This window comes from Enterobacter sp. RHBSTW-00975 (assembly GCF_013615235.1).
Classification (GTDB): domain Bacteria; phylum Pseudomonadota; class Gammaproteobacteria; order Enterobacterales; family Enterobacteriaceae; genus Enterobacter; species Enterobacter ludwigii.
This window is the reverse complement of sequence record NZ_CP055883.1, coordinates 4674142-4688076: the sequence shown is the minus strand read 5'-3', so window position 1 is coordinate 4688076 and position 13935 is coordinate 4674142. Positions and strand designations below refer to the sequence as shown.

The 13935-nt window shown below is 55.5% G+C and carries 15 protein-coding genes; 5 read left to right on the top strand and 10 right to left on the bottom strand.

All coding sequences use genetic code 11. The features are described from left to right. Positions 1 to 188: 188 nt before the first annotated feature. The 3 genes from HV340_RS22680 (at position 189) to HV340_RS22670 (ending at position 3409) form a co-directional block, all read left to right on the top strand. Entirely contained in the window at positions 189 to 1178 is a 990-nt protein-coding gene (locus HV340_RS22680; RefSeq protein WP_032680073.1) for a sulfate ABC transporter substrate-binding protein, read from the top strand. A 109-nt stretch (positions 1179 to 1287) separates the two neighbouring features. Next, positions 1288 to 2031 carry a CDP-diacylglycerol diphosphatase gene (locus tag HV340_RS22675; protein ID WP_063925917.1) on the top strand — a complete coding sequence of 248 codons (744 nt, stop codon included), beginning with the start codon at positions 1288 to 1290 and terminating at the stop codon, positions 2029 to 2031. Positions 2032 to 2104: 73 nt separating this feature from the next. After that, a complete protein-coding gene (locus HV340_RS22670; RefSeq protein WP_181216238.1) occupies positions 2105 to 3409 on the top strand; it encodes an SLC13 family permease in 1305 nt (434 codons plus the stop codon). Between the two features lie 33 nt (positions 3410 to 3442). Here HV340_RS22670 and tpiA read toward each other — a convergent pair whose 3' ends face one another. Both tpiA and HV340_RS22660 read right to left on the bottom strand, forming a co-directional pair. Next, the gene (gene tpiA, locus HV340_RS22665) at positions 3443 to 4210 is read right to left on the bottom strand and encodes a triose-phosphate isomerase (RefSeq protein ID WP_014172206.1); all 768 of its coding nucleotides are present in this window, start codon (positions 4208 to 4210) and stop codon (positions 3443 to 3445) included. Between the two features lie 111 nt (positions 4211 to 4321). Next, positions 4322 to 4918, bottom strand: a complete 597-nt coding sequence (locus HV340_RS22660) for a DUF1454 family protein (RefSeq protein ID WP_020883954.1) — start codon at positions 4916 to 4918, stop codon at positions 4322 to 4324. Positions 4919 to 5030: 112 nt separating this feature from the next. Here HV340_RS22660 and HV340_RS22655 point away from each other — a divergent pair, with 112 nt between their 5' ends. Further along, on the top strand, positions 5031 to 5450 hold the full coding sequence (locus tag HV340_RS22655; protein WP_025202755.1) for a DUF805 domain-containing protein: 420 nt from the start codon (positions 5031 to 5033) through the stop codon (positions 5448 to 5450). Here HV340_RS22655 and fpr read toward each other — a convergent pair whose 3' ends face one another. The 4 genes from fpr to HV340_RS22635 all read right to left on the bottom strand — a co-directional run bounded on the left by fpr (position 5451) and on the right by HV340_RS22635 (position 9782). After that, positions 5451 to 6197, bottom strand: coding sequence for a ferredoxin--NADP(+) reductase (gene fpr, locus HV340_RS22650; RefSeq protein ID WP_014172203.1), 747 nt, complete (start codon positions 6195 to 6197; stop codon positions 5451 to 5453). A gap of 96 nt (positions 6198 to 6293) precedes the next feature. Next, complete coding sequence (gene glpX, locus HV340_RS22645) at positions 6294 to 7304, bottom strand: class II fructose-bisphosphatase (protein WP_020883952.1); 1011 nt, start codon at positions 7302 to 7304, stop codon at positions 6294 to 6296. Between the two features lie 102 nt (positions 7305 to 7406). Next, a complete protein-coding gene (gene glpK, locus HV340_RS22640; RefSeq protein WP_014172201.1) occupies positions 7407 to 8915 on the bottom strand; it encodes a glycerol kinase GlpK in 1509 nt (502 codons plus the stop codon). 21 nt (positions 8916 to 8936) lie between these two features. Further along, positions 8937 to 9782, bottom strand: a complete 846-nt coding sequence (locus HV340_RS22635) for an MIP/aquaporin family protein (RefSeq protein WP_014885705.1) — start codon at positions 9780 to 9782, stop codon at positions 8937 to 8939. A 398-nt stretch (positions 9783 to 10180) separates the two neighbouring features. On the opposite strand from HV340_RS22635, the gene zapB reads away from it, so the two are divergent. Further along, positions 10181 to 10420: a septal ring assembly protein ZapB gene (gene zapB, locus HV340_RS22630; protein ID WP_008501806.1), complete on the top strand. Its 240-nt coding sequence runs from the start codon at positions 10181 to 10183 to the stop codon at positions 10418 to 10420. 59 nt (positions 10421 to 10479) lie between these two features. Here the strand turns inward: zapB and rraA are convergent, their stop codons facing one another. The 4 genes from rraA to hslV form a co-directional block, all read right to left on the bottom strand. Further along, positions 10480 to 10965, bottom strand: coding sequence for a ribonuclease E activity regulator RraA (gene rraA, locus HV340_RS22625; protein WP_014172197.1), 486 nt, complete (start codon positions 10963 to 10965; stop codon positions 10480 to 10482). A 92-nt stretch (positions 10966 to 11057) separates the two neighbouring features. Next, complete coding sequence (gene menA, locus HV340_RS22620; protein ID WP_014172196.1) at positions 11058 to 11978, bottom strand: 1,4-dihydroxy-2-naphthoate polyprenyltransferase; 921 nt, start codon at positions 11976 to 11978, stop codon at positions 11058 to 11060. Positions 11979 to 12046: 68 nt separating this feature from the next. Beyond that, a complete protein-coding gene (gene hslU / locus HV340_RS22615; RefSeq protein WP_014172195.1) occupies positions 12047 to 13378 on the bottom strand; it encodes an HslU--HslV peptidase ATPase subunit in 1332 nt (443 codons plus the stop codon). A gap of 9 nt (positions 13379 to 13387) precedes the next feature. Further along, positions 13388 to 13918: an ATP-dependent protease subunit HslV gene (hslV, locus tag HV340_RS22610; protein WP_014172194.1), complete on the bottom strand. Its 531-nt coding sequence runs from the start codon at positions 13916 to 13918 to the stop codon at positions 13388 to 13390. Positions 13919 to 13935 lie beyond the last annotated feature (17 nt).

Genomic DNA, 13935 nt, shown 5'->3' with positions numbered 1-13935 from the left:
CGCTGAGTTAACCGGGTCCGCAGTCCACGCTCATAAAGACCGGGTAAGGCGATATCGCCGCCCGGTTTTTTTATGCCTGCTCGTTTTTTATTCCTCTACGTTATAGCCAATCTTTTTTTATTCTTTAATCATTGGTTAGCTTTCTGGCACGCTGCAAGCATCAAAACACTACACAAGAGATCCGGGCGATGAATAAATGGGGCGTGGGGTTAACATTATTGCTGGCATCGACCAGCGTTTTGGCTAAGGACATCCAGTTACTGAACGTGTCATACGACCCGACGCGTGAGCTGTACGAGCAGTACAACAAAGCCTTCGCGGCACACTGGAAACAGGAAACCGGCGACAACGTGGTGGTGCGTCAGTCTCATGGTGGCTCCGGTAAGCAGGCGACCTCAGTCATCAACGGGATTGAAGCCGACGTGGTTACCCTGGCGCTGGCCTATGACGTCGACGCCATCGCCGAGCGTGGGCGTATCGATAAAAACTGGATCAAACGCCTGCCAGACAACTCAGCGCCTTACACCTCGACCATTGTTTTCCTGGTGCGTAAGGGCAACCCAAAACAAATTCATGACTGGAACGATCTGGTTAAGCCGGGCGTTTCCATTATCACCCCGAACCCGAAAAGCTCGGGTGGCGCACGCTGGAACTACCTGGCGGCCTGGGGCTACGCGCTGCATCACAACAACGGTGACCAGGCGAAAGCCCAGGCGTTCGTGAAAGCGCTGTATAAAAACGTTGAGGTGCTGGACTCTGGCGCACGTGGTGCCACGAACACCTTCGTTGAGCGTGGGATTGGCGACGTGCTGATCGCATGGGAAAACGAAGCCCTGCTCGCCACCCACGAACTGGGTAAAGACAAGTTCGAGATCGTTACGCCAGGCGAATCTATCCTCGCCGAACCTACCGTTTCTGTGGTTGATAAAGTGGTTGAGAAGAAAGAGACCAAAGCGGTGGCGGAAGCGTACCTGAAGTATCTATACTCGCCAGAAGGCCAGGAAATTGCGGCGAAAAACTACTATCGTCCACGCGATCCGGCAGTGGCGAAGAAATATGAAAGCGTCTTCCCGAAACTGAAGCTTTTCACCATTGATGAAGAGTTCGGCGGCTGGGCGAAAGCGCAGAAAGAGCACTTCTCTAACGGCGGAACTTTCGACCAGATCAGCAAGCGCTAAACGTTAGCAGGACAGACACGGTGACCCGGCGCGAGAAATCCGCCGGGTTTTTTATTTGGTCATCATTTTGCGTTACTCTTTCGCCACTATCGAAAACAGGGAACGCATTGTGAAAAAAATACTATTACTGATTCTGGTTGTCATCATTCTTGCCGCGGGTGGCTGGTACTGGATGAAAGCGGGTAATCCGAATGCGTTGCGTCATATCGTTCTCGACCAGTGTCTGCCGAATCAACTCCAGCACCGTAACCCGGCCCCGTGCGCGCAGGTGAAGCCTGATGTGGGTTATGTGGTGTTTAAAGACCGCAACGGGCCGCTGCAGTATCTCCTGATGCCGACTTACCGTATCAAAGGAACCGAAAGCCCGCTGTTGACCGAGCCGAATACGCCCAACTTCTTCTGGCTGGCCTGGCAGTCACGCAACTTTATGAGCATGAAGCGCGGGGCCGAGGTGCCGGACAGCGCAATTTCGCTCACCATTAACTCCCCGACAGGCCGTACGCAGAACCATTTTCATATCCATATCTCCTGCCTGCGCCCGGACGTGCGCGAGAAGCTTAATGCTGCGCAGGGGCAAATCAGTACCCAGTGGTTACCGTTCCCGGGCGGGCTGGAAGGGCATGAGTACCTCGCCCGTCGCGTGACGGAAAATGAGCTGGTACAGCGCAGTCCGTTTATGATGCTGGCTGAAGAGCTGCCGGAAGCGCGTGACCATATGGGGCGCTTCGCGCTGGCCATGGCTCAGCAGTCGGATGGATCGTTTGTCTTACTGGCGACCGAACGTAACTTGCTGACCCTGAATCGCGCGTCGGCTGAGGAATTGCAGGATCATCAATGCGATATCCTGAAGTGACATCACCATAAATAGCGTTTACTCGTCCTGCCTGTCGCCGTAGACTTGCTGAAAAAAACGACAGGAGACAGGAATGTCGCTCTGGTTAACGCATCCTCTGTTTGTGCCCTCATTGATAGTCGGCGTCACCATCGTGCTGTGGGCGACGTCGCTATTGCCGGAATTTATCACCGCGCTGCTGTTTTTCACGGCGGCGATGGCCGCCAGAATCGCCCCGGCGGAGGTGATTTTTGGTGGTTTTGCCTCGTCTGCATTCTGGTTAGTGTTTAGCGGCTTCGTGCTGGGGGTGGCAATCCGTAAAACCGGTCTGGCGGACAGGGCCGCACGGGCGCTGTCGGCAAAACTCACGGATTCGTGGGTATTGATGGTGGCAAGCGTGGTGGGGCTGAGCTACGCGCTGGCGTTTGTGATGCCGTCGAATATGGGCCGTATCGCGCTGCTGATGCCGATTGTCGCCGCCATGGCCAAAAGGGCCGCCATCCCCGACGGTTCCCGCGCGTGGTATGGCCTGGCGCTAGCCGTCGGGTTCGGAACCTTCCAGCTCTCGGCGACCATCCTGCCTGCCAACGTGCCGAATCTGGTGATGAGTGGCGCCGCGGAGGGCTCGTACGGGATCCATCTGAACTATGTCCCGTATCTGCTGCTGCATACACCCGTCCTCGGGATCCTGAAAGGGGGCATTCTGATCGGCCTGATCTGCTGGTTGTTCCCCGGCAGCCCGAAACCGGCCACCGATCTTACGCCGTCTGAACCGATGGGGCGGGATGAAAAACGTCTCGCCTGGCTGCTGGCGGTGGTGCTGGGGATGTGGGTGACAGAGAGCTGGCATGGCATTGGACCGGCGTGGACGGGCCTTGCGGCGGCGGTCATCGTCATGCTGCCACGCGTCGGGTTTATCACCGGTGAAGAGTTTTCTGCGGGAGTGAACATGCGCACCTGCATTTACGTGGCGGGGATTCTCGGGCTGGCGATTGTGGTGACCCAAACGGGTATCGGTTCCGCGGTGGGGGAGGCGTTATTGCGGATTATGCCGCTTGATGCCAACAGACCGTTCACCAGCTTCCTGGCGCTTACCGGTATTACCACGGCGCTCAACTTCATTATGACCGCGAACGGTGTACCGGCGTTGTACATCACGCTGGCACAGAGTTTTTCGGACGCCACCGGTTTCCCGCTGTTGTCGGTGATCATGATTCAGGTACTGGGGTATTCCACGCCGCTGCTGCCGTATCAGGCGTCGCCGATTGTGGTGGCAATGGGTTTAGGGAAGGTGCCTGCAAAAGCGGGGATGTTGCTCTGTCTGGCGCTGGCGATTGCAACGTATCTGGTGCTGCTGCCGCTGGATTATCTGTGGTTTAGCGTGCTGGGGAAAGTGTAATTTCCCTCCCCGGTGGGGGAGGGAAGTCGGTTTTTACGCCTGTTTAGCCGCTTCTGCTGCTTTAACGATCACCGCGAAAGCGTCAGCTTTCAGGGATGCACCGCCAACCAGCGCGCCATCGATGTCTGGCTGGGTGAACAGCTCAGCAGCGTTGGATGCGTTAACGGAACCGCCGTACTGAATAATTACCTGCTCAGCCACTTTCGCGTCCGCTTTAGCAATGTGGTCACGGATAAATTTGTGAACCGCCTGTGCCTGCGCAGGGGTCGCTGATTTGCCGGTACCGATCGCCCAGACGGGTTCGTACGCGATAACCGCGCCTTCGAATGCTGCAGCACCCTGCGTTTTCAGCACGGCGTCGATCTGACGAGCACACACTTCTTCCGTTTTGCCTGCTTCGTTTTCGGCTTCGGTTTCACCGATGCACAGAACCGGGATCAGACCCTGCTCTTTCAGCACCGCGAATTTCTTCGCGATAAATTCGTCGGATTCTTTGTGGTAAGTGCGACGCTCAGAGTGGCCGATGATGATGTATTTCGCGCCGATATCTTTCAGCATTTCAGCAGAGGTTTCACCGGTGAATGCGCCTGACAGGTTAACGTCAACGTTCTGTGCGCCCAGAATGATGTGGCTGCCGTCAGCGGCATGTTTAGCCAGATCCAGGTACATATCCGGCGGAGCGATAGCAACCGCGCAGCCCGTCACGCCCGCCAGCTCTTTACGCAGGTTCGCAACCAGTTCGTTTACCATGTGGCGGCTGCCGTTCAGTTTCCAGTTACCCATCACTAAAGGATGTCGCATTTCAATTCTCCACGCTAAATTAGCGAATTAAGGAATATGGCCGCCCTGTCGGGCAGCATGGTCTGTGAATCAGTATAGAGATTTTCCCTCGAAAGGCTTTGCTTTTTGTCATTAATTCGCCCCTCCGAGTGTGTCTGATAGTGCCAGCTTAATCGGTTCAACAGCGAAGGTCAGTCCTTTTTCGCCGTTATCTGCCACCACATAGCGTATGGCCCCTTCGGTATCGGCGTAGTAACGCTTATTTTTACCGGCGGTGAGGAGTTTTTGCAGCTTTTGCTGGCTTTGCTTTTTGGTCAGCGCGGGCGTAAAAGCCTGCAGTATCGCGCTCATGTACTCGAGCGCTTTTGCCTTAGCGGCTTTCTGCTCTGGCCCCTGAATCGGCAGCCAGGTTATTTGCATGCTTTTGATTTTTAGCGTGCCGCGCTCCAGCGCAGTGGAGGCATATAAATTCTCGTTGATCTTGCTCGCAGCCCGGGTCAGGGTTGGCGTATCCCGGGAGCTGTCAATGGCGCGGAATTCATCCAGCGGTAGCGTGGGGTTGGTTTTATTGAAGGTTTCACGAAACTGGCTGATTGACTGATCGAACGAGGGCGCACCTGCCAGCAGATAGGGGGCTGTCGTCGGGGCAGTGGTTTCGGCGGCGTGCAGGGGGACACCCGCGATGAGCATCGCTAAACACAGGAAAAGAGAACGTGCCGAACTTTTCATCAACATTGCCCCTGGCCGTAAGTGCTCATGATTAAATCGATATCTGGTCGGCTTGTCAAAAGGTCACAACTCCAGGGTAAAATGCGCGCTATATGATAATAAGGAACCTTACATGACCATACAGCAGTGGTTGTTCTCATTCAAAGGGCGTATTGGACGCCGTGACTTCTGGATCTGGATGGCGACGTGGATCGTTGCCATGCTGCTTCTGTTTTTCGTGGCCTTCAACGCATGGCTCAGCACACAAACGGCGGCGTTTGCGCTGGTCTGTTTGCTGTGGCCAACCGCGGCCGTGGTGGTGAAACGTCTGCACGATCGCGGCCGTTCCGGCGCGTGGGCTTTTCTGATTATTCTGGCGTGGATGCTGGTGGCCGGGAACTGGTCGATACTTCCGTCCATCCTTCCCTGGGTGGTGGGCAGACTGCTACCAACCATTATTTTTGTCATGATGGTGGTCGATCTGGGCGCGTTTATCGGCACCCAGAGCGAAAACAAATACGGCAAAGACACCCTTGAGGTGAAATACCGCTGATCACCAGTAGTGTTCGGCGGTCATATGGCCCGGCCGGCGGCGAAGATGTTTCGTCATCTGCCGGGTATCCTTCAGAAGCTGCTGCGTGTCGCGAACCATCTGCGGGTTGCCACACAGCATGACGTGGCTGGTTTCAGCGCTCATCGGCAGGCCAATTGCGTCTTCCAGTGCACCACTCTCAATCAATGCCGGTACGCGGCCCGTCAGTGAACCTGCTGCGGTTTCGCGGCTGACCACGGTCTGAATTTTCAGTTTCCCGCCGTACTGCTTTTCCAGCGCCTGCATCTGCGGAAGATAGCTCAAGTCTGCGGCATAGCGCGCGGCGTGAACCAGCACGATGTTTTTAAAGCGCTCAAGGTCTTTGCCGTACTGCAAAATAGAGAGATAGGGGCCAATGGCCGTGCCGGTTGCCAGCATCCAGAGGGTGTCGCAGTCCGGGATTTCGTCCAGTACGAAGAAACCGGCCGCTTCACTCACAATTTGCACATCGTCACCGGGCTTAAGCGCGGCAAGGCGTGGGCTGAGTTTGCCGTCCGGGACGGTGACCAGATAGAACTCGAGATCCGGGTTATCGGGGGCATTAACGTAGGAATAGGCGCGCTGCACGCGCTCGCCGTCAACATCCAGCCCCAGCTTCGCAAATTGCCCGGCCGTAAACGGGTGGACGGGAGCATGCAGGGTGAGACTAAATAGCGCATCGGTCCAGAACTGTATTTTTGTGACTTTACCTGTTACCCAGTCCGCCATGATCTTCTCCTGTGCTTTTTCTCTGTTCTATCTTCCGGACTTGTGGCGAAGATTTCCAGCCCATTTGGGCCGGAAAGCTCTATCGATCAAACGGTTTTACAGAATGTGCGCCTGCACGTCAGGGTCTTTACGATCCAGATAGTGAACAGACTGAATGCGGCGAATGGTGCGCGATTTACCGCGGATCAGCAGGGTTTCGGTGGTGGCCATATTGCCCTTACGGGTGATGCCATCCAGCAGGTCACCTTTGGTGATGCCGGTTGCGGAGAAGACAACGTTGTCGCTGCGCGCCATGTCATCCAGCGCAAGCACCTTGTTGGCTTCAATACCCATCGCTTCGCAGCGTGCCAGCTCTTTTTCCCCAATACGGCGATTCTCTTCGCTGTCGCCTTTGACTTCATGACGGGGCAACAGACGGGCCTGCATGTCGCCATCCAGAGCGCGGATCACCGCGGCGGAGACCACACCTTCCGGCGCGCCGCCGATGCCGTAAAGCACATCCACTTCGCTGTCTGGCATGCAGGTCAGGATAGATGCTGCCACGTCGCCATCCGGGATGGCAAAGACGCGAACGCCGAGCTGTTGCAACTGGGCAATGGTGGCATCGTGGCGCGGTTTCGCCAGAATGGTCACGGTGAGCGCGCTAAGCGGTTTTTCCAGCGCCCTGGCAACGTTACGCAGATTCTCTTCCAGCGGCAGGCTCAGGTCGATAGCCCCTTTGGCGCCGGGGCCGACAATCAGCTTTTCCATGTACATATCCGGCGCGTTGAGGAAACAGCCTTTGTCCCCTACCGCCAGCACGGCCAGCGCGTTGGCCTGGCCCATTGCCGTCATGCGGGTACCCTCAATCGGGTCAACCGCGATATCCACGGCATCACCTTTGCCGGTGCCCACTTTCTCACCGATATAGAGCATTGGCGCTTCGTCGATCTCGCCTTCGCCAATGACGATGGTGCCATCGATGTTGACCTGGTTAAGCACAATGCGCATGGCATGGACAGCCGCACCGTCTGCGGTATTTTTGTCGCCACGGCCGAGCCATTTATAGCCCGCCAGTGCGGCAGCTTCAGTGACGCGGGAAAACTCGATAGCCAGTTCACGTTTCATGAGGTACTCGTGCAATCAAAAGGAATTGCACGAAGTTTATCACAGAGTGGGGGTGGGTGCGGTCGGTCCCCTCTCCCCGGCGGGGAGAGGGGACGGGAGAAATTACTGCTCGTGCTCTTCCCACGCCAGGGCGCGTTTCACCGCTTTCTTCCAGCCGCTGTAGCGATAGTTACGCTCAGTGGTTTCGATGCCAGGGCGGAATTCGCGTTCGATAACCGCTTTTTCCTGCAGTTCATCCAGATTCTGCCAGAAGCCGACAGCCAGACCTGCAAGGTACGCCGCACCCAGCGCGGTGACTTCACGTACTTCCGGGCGCTCTACGCGGGTGCCCAGAATGTCGGACTGGAACTGCATCAGGAAGTTGTTGGCAACGGCGCCGCCGTCCACGCGCAGGGCGTGCAGACGAATGCCGGAGTCAGCCTGCATTGCTTCCAGTACGTCGCGCGTCTGATAAGCGATGGATTCCAGCGTAGCGCGGATAATGTGGTTCGAGTTTACCCCACGGGTCAGGCCGAAAATCGCGCCGCGTGCATACGGGTCCCAGTAGGGTGCGCCCAGACCGGTAAAGGCCGGAACCACATACACACCGTTGGTGTCCTTCACTTTGGTTGCGAAATACTCGGAGTCAAACGCATCGCTGATGAGTTTCATCTCGTCACGCAGCCACTGAATAGACGCACCTGCCATGAACACCGCACCTTCCAGCGCATAGTTCACTTCACCGCGTGGGCCGCAGGCGATGGTGGTCAGCAAGCCGTTTTCTGATTTCACCGCTTTCTCACCGGTGTTCATCAGCATAAAGCAGCCGGTACCGTAGGTGTTTTTCGCCATCCCTTCCTTAACGCACAGCTGGCCAAACAGCGCCGCCTGCTGGTCACCGGCAATACCGGCGATTGGAATACGCGTGCCGCCTTTGCCGCCGATATTGGTCTGACCGTAAACTTCAGAAGATTTGCGGACTTCTGGCAACATCGCGCGCGGGATATCCAGCGCGTCCAGCATCTTGTCATCCCACTCCAGGGTATTGATGTTGAACAGCATGGTGCGCGAGGCGTTGGTGTAATCAGTGACGTGGACACGCCCCTGGGTCATCTTCCAGATAAGCCAGGTGTCGACGGTACCGAACAGCAGCTCACCGCGTTTTGCACGTTCACGTGAACCCTCAACGTGGTCGAGGATCCATTTCACTTTGGTACCGGAGAAATACGGGTCAACGACCAGACCGGTTGCGCTACGCACATAGTCTTCCATACCGTCGCGCTTCAGCTGTTCGCAGATTTCTGACGTACGGCGGCACTGCCAGACGATGGCATTGTAAATGGGCTTACCGGTTTCGCGCTCCCAGACGATAGTGGTTTCACGCTGGTTGGTAATACCGATAGCGGCAATCTCGTCGGAACTGATATCGGCTTTCGCCAGCACTTCTACCAGCGTGGAGCTTTGTGAAGCCCAGATCTCCATAGGATCGTGTTCAACCCAGCCTGGACGAGGATAGATTTGCTCAAATTCGCGCTGTGACACGCTGACGATATTCGCGTCATGATCCATTACGACAGCGCGGGAGCTGGTAGTGCCCTGGTCGAGCGCAACGATATATTTTTTTTCGGTCATGGTATGTGTCCCGTAGTCAGATTACAGCGAAGCTTTTTGTTGTGCGGTAGAAGTCGTTTCCTTCTCCTCTTCCACACAGGTGTCGCACGGTAAATGGCGACCAATTAATTTGCGGTAGCTAAATGCACCCAGCGCAGCCCCGACAACCGGTGCAAACAGCGGTACCAGGAAGTAAGGGATATCTTTACCGCCGGTGAAGGCCACGTCGCCCCATCCTGCGATAAAGGCAAAAGCTTTAGGTCCGATATCACGCGCCGGGTTCATCGCAAACCCAGTCAGCGGGCCCATGGATGCGCCGATCACCGCAATCAGCAGGCCAATCAGCAGCGGTGCCAGCGGGCCGCGCGGAATGCCGTTTCCGTCGTCGGTCAGCGCCAGGATAACGCCCATCAGAATAGCGGTAATCACCATTTCAACTGCGAACGCCTGCACAAAATTGATATGCGGGTTGGGATAGGTTGAGAAAATGCCTGCCAGATCCAGACTTTCGACACTGCCACGCACCATATGATGAGTCTGTTCGAAGTCGATGAAAAGATTGTAATAAAGCCCGTAAACTAACGCCGCTGCGCAAAACGCGCCGGCAAACTGAGAAAGGATGAAGGGAACAACTTTGCGTCCGTCGAAGCACGCGAACAGCCACAGCGCGATGGTCACCGCCGGGTTAAGATGTGCGCCGGAAACCCCTGCGGTCAGGTAGATGGCCATCGCCACGCCCAGACCCCAGATAATACTGATTTCCCACTGACCGAAACTGGCACCCGCCACTTTCAGTGCAGCAACACAGCCCACTCCGAAGAATATCAACAACCCGGTACCAAGGAACTCGGCAATGCACTGGCCTTTTAAGGTTGATGTCTGACTCATAATCGGAATCCTGAAGAAATTGATGTTTATTGTTAGCATGACCGCCCGTGACAGCCACGATGCCCTGTAGACATAGTGTTAATTTATCGTTAACGAGCAAAAACGAGAAATATCGAAATCAAAATGTGTGGTCTGCGTCAATAAAATGAGCGTTTTCGCGCCATAAAGCGCATTTTTACACCAATAGCAAAATGTGAGCTGAATCATTTCATTAACGAATGAGTTAACAATTTAGGGGTATATGCCGCGAACGCACCAGGACGAGGCCGAAAAGTGTTGCAAACCACGATCTGCGCGGTCTGCCGCTGGACAGGGGCGACGGGGCTTCATACAATCGGCATATCTGTTGTGCGCGTTTACGTTAAAGCGTCGCCTTGCAATTCAGGAGAGGTAGGATCATGTCTTTAGAAGTGTTTGAGAAACTGGAATCGAAAGTACAGCAGGCGATTGACACCATCACGCTGCTGCAGATGGAAATTGAAGAGCTGAAAGAGAAGAACAACAGCCTGGCGCAGGAAGTTCAGAACGCCCAGCACAGCCGTGAAGAACTGGAGCGCGAAAACAACCAGCTGCGTGAACAGCAGAATGGCTGGCAGGATCGTCTGCAGGCGCTGCTGGGGCGTATGGAAGAAGTGTAATTTCTTTCGGGAAATGCAGAACAGGCCGGGTAAGGCGTCGCCGCCACCCGGCTTTTTTATTACTCGATATCCAGCGGATCTTCGGAAAGGATAATCCCGGTGTTATCGGCATAGAGATGGTCACCGGAGAAGAAGGTCACGCCGCCGAAATTGACGCGCACGTCGCTTTCGCCGATACCTTCACCTGCAGCACCCACCGGAATGGCCGCGATAGCCTGAATGCCAATGTCCAGGTCTTCGAGATCGTCCACCTGGCGCACTGAGCCATACACCACAATGCCTTCCCACTCGTTCTGTACGGCAAGACGGGCGAGCTCAGCATCAATGAGGGCACGACGTACGGAGCCCCCGCCATCAACCAGCAGAACGCGGCCACGGCCGTTCTGTTCGAGCAGATCATAGAGCAACCCGTTATCCTCGAAACATTTCACCGTGACGATTTGTCCGCCAAACGACGACCGCCCACCAAAGTTGGAGAACAGCGGTTCAACGACGTTGACATCTTCCTGGTAGATGTCACAAAGCTCGGAGGTATCGTATTTCATAGGTTTAACGCTCAGTTGCTGCGAATGTGTTCAGTATATCGTGCTAAATGCGTTGTTGGCAAAATCATCAATTGTTAATTGATATTTGTCAGTTAACCCAGCGTCTGACTTAAGACAATCCCGATGACGAACAACAGGTTAGTCAGCAGTGCCCCTTTTACCGTACGCTCCAGCATTGGCGGCATGGCCGCAGGGCTGAGTTCACGCATGACGAATCGCGCCTGCTTAATCAGCAGCGGTGCGGCGAGTACAAACAGCCAGCCCCATATGCTGTGCAGCGAGATAACGTTAAACAGCGCCAGGCACAGCAGAGCGCCCAGCAGCAGACACGCATGATAACGGCGTGCATTAACGGGCCCCAGACGCACGGCCAGCGTGTTTTTGCCGTTCTCACGGTCGCTGTCGATATCGCGCAGGTTGTTGATGTTAAGCACCGCCGTCGCCAGCATGCCGCAGGCGGTTGCCGGCAGGAACAGGGCCGGGATCAGGGTATGTGCCTGTAAGTACCCGCTCCCCATCACGCTCAGCCAGCCGAAGAACACCAGCACGGAGATATCACCCAGCCCAATATACCCGTAAGGGCGGGTACCGACGGTATAGGTAATGGCGGCAATAATGGCGAGCAGACCCAGTACCAGGAAACCAATGAAATCGCTGGGGGTTTTAGACGCGACCGTTACCAGCGCCAGGCCGGAAAGACAAATCAGCGCCACGGTGATGATCAGCGCGCGCTTCATCTGCGCCTGGGTAATGACCCCTTTCTGCATACCGCGCAGTGGCCCGATACGGTCGGGTTTGTCGCTGCCTTTAACCGCATCGCCATAGTCGTTGGCGAGATTGGAGAGAATTTGCAGCAGACCGGCGGTAATCAGTGCCAGCCCGGCAACCAGCGGATCGAAATAGCCTTGCCACCAGGCAAGCGCCGTACCGACGATAATGGCGGCAAAGGCCAGAGGAAGAGTTTTAGGGCGCAGACTTTCGAGCCACGCCTGAGTACGGCTGATGTCAGTCATAGTAATTTAGCCAATAAAAATGGGGGCATTAGCCCCCATTAAACGTGATGAGAATGCAGTAACCGCGATTATAGGATAAAACGGCTCAGATCTTCATCTGCCACTAACGCATCCAGGTGTTTACCCACATATTCTGCGTCAATGGTAATGCTTTGACCGTTCAGGTCGCTCGCATCATAAGAGATATCTTCCATCAGGCGCTCCAGCACGGTGTGCAGACGACGGGCACCGATGTTCTCGGTGGTTTCGTTGACCTGCCAGGCGGCCTGGGCGATGCGTTTGATACCGTCTTCAGTGAACTCGATGTTCACACCTTCGGTTGCCATCAGCGCTTTGTACTGTACGGTCACAGAGGCATTTGGCTCGGTCAGGATGCGTTCGAAATCTTCAGTGGTCAGCGCCTGCAGCTCCACGCGAATCGGCAGACGACCCTGCAGTTCCGGGATCAGGTCAGACGGTTTCGCCACCTGGAATGCGCCAGAGGCGATAAACAGGATGTGGTCCGTTTTGACCATACCGTGTTTGGTGGAGACGGTGCAGCCTTCAACCAGCGGCAGCAGGTCGCGCTGAACGCCTTCACGGGAGACATCCGGGCCTGAGGATTCGCCACGCTTACAGATTTTGTCGATTTCGTCGATAAACACGATACCGTGCTGCTCAACCGCGTCGATAGCATCCTGCTTCAGCTCTTCCGGGTTCACCAGTTTCGCCGCTTCTTCTTCGATCAGCAGCTTCATGGCGTCTTTGATTTTCAGCTTACGCGCTTTCTGCTTCTGGCCGCCCAGGTTCTGGAACATAGACTGCAGCTGGCTGGTCATCTCTTCCATGCCAGGCGGTGCCATGATTTCCACACCCATAGGGGCAGCAGCAAGATCGATCTCAATCTCTTTGTCGTCCAGCTCGCCTTCACGCAGTTTTTTGCGGAACGCCTGACGCGCCGCTGACGGCTCAGCCTGCTGTTCAGCCTGGCCCCAGTTGTTCTTCGCCGGTGGGATCAGGACGTCAAGAATGCGCTCTTCTGCCATCTCTTCGGCACGGTAGCGGTTTTTCTCAATCGCCTGGACGCGCACCATTTTGATCGCCGAGTCGGTCAGATCGCGAATGATGGAGTCCACTTCTTTACCCACATAGCCCACTTCGGTGAACTTGGTGGCTTCGACTTTGATGAACGGGGCGTTAGCCAGTTTCGCCAGACGACGGGCGATTTCGGTTTTACCGACACCGGTCGGGCCGATCATCAGAATGTTTTTTGGCGTCACTTCATGGCGCAGCTCTTCTTCGAGCTGCATGCGGCGCCAGCGGTTACGCAGGGCAATAGCCACGGAACGTTTGGCGTTGTCCTGGCCGATAATATGTTTGTCCAGTTCGCTGACAATTTCGCGTGGGGTCATTTCAGACATGGGAGATCCTTACGCTTTAGACGGTAATTCTTCGATGGTGTGGTTGTGGTTGGTATAGATGCAGATATCACCTGCAATATCCAACGCCTTCACCGCGATATCGCGCGCGTTCATGTCGGTGTTTTCCAACAGCGCACGGGCTGCAGCCTGGGCGTACGGGCCACCAGAGCCAATAGCAATCAGGTCGTTTTCAGGCTGAATGACGTCACCGTTACCGGTGATGATAAGCGAAGCGGTTTCATCGGCCACCGCCAGTAGCGCTTCAAGTTTGCGCAGCATGCGATCGGTACGCCAGTCTTTCGCCAGCTCAACGGCGGCTTTCACCAGGTGACCCTGGTGCATTTCCAGTTTGCGTTCAAACAGTTCGAACAGCGTGAAGGCGTCAGCTGTGCCGCCTGCAAAACCGGCGATCACTTTGTCGTTGTATAAACGACGAACTTTTTTCACGTTGCCTTTCATTACGGTATTACCCAGCGTGGCCTGGCCATCACCGGCGATTACCACGTGGCCGTTACGGCGTACACTTACTATTGTTGTCACGAGCAGACCCCCTGGTT

Coding starts and splice junctions, on each gene's coding strand:
- HV340_RS22680 (WP_032680073.1), top strand. CDS start 189: ATGAATAAATGGGGCGTGGGGTTAACATTATTGCTGGCATCGACCAGC.
- HV340_RS22670 (WP_181216238.1), top strand. CDS start 2,105: ATGTCGCTCTGGTTAACGCATCCTCTGTTTGTGCCCTCATTGATAGTC.
- tpiA (WP_014172206.1), bottom strand. CDS start 4,210: ATGCGACATCCTTTAGTGATGGGTAACTGGAAACTGAACGGCAGCCGC.
- HV340_RS22660 (WP_020883954.1), bottom strand. CDS start 4,918: ATGAAAAGTTCGGCACGTTCTCTTTTCCTGTGTTTAGCGATGCTCATC.
- HV340_RS22655 (WP_025202755.1), top strand. CDS start 5,031: ATGACCATACAGCAGTGGTTGTTCTCATTCAAAGGGCGTATTGGACGC.
- fpr (WP_014172203.1), bottom strand. CDS start 6,197: ATGGCGGACTGGGTAACAGGTAAAGTCACAAAAATACAGTTCTGGACC.
- glpX (WP_020883952.1), bottom strand. CDS start 7,304: ATGAAACGTGAACTGGCTATCGAGTTTTCCCGCGTCACTGAAGCTGCC.
- glpK (WP_014172201.1), bottom strand. CDS start 8,915: ATGACCGAAAAAAAATATATCGTTGCGCTCGACCAGGGCACTACCAGC.
- HV340_RS22635 (WP_014885705.1), bottom strand. CDS start 9,782: ATGAGTCAGACATCAACCTTAAAAGGCCAGTGCATTGCCGAGTTCCTT.
- zapB (WP_008501806.1), top strand. CDS start 10,181: ATGTCTTTAGAAGTGTTTGAGAAACTGGAATCGAAAGTACAGCAGGCG.
- rraA (WP_014172197.1), bottom strand. CDS start 10,965: ATGAAATACGATACCTCCGAGCTTTGTGACATCTACCAGGAAGATGTC.
- menA (WP_014172196.1), bottom strand. CDS start 11,978: ATGACTGACATCAGCCGTACTCAGGCGTGGCTCGAAAGTCTGCGCCCT.
- hslU (WP_014172195.1), bottom strand. CDS start 13,378: ATGTCTGAAATGACCCCACGCGAAATTGTCAGCGAACTGGACAAACAT.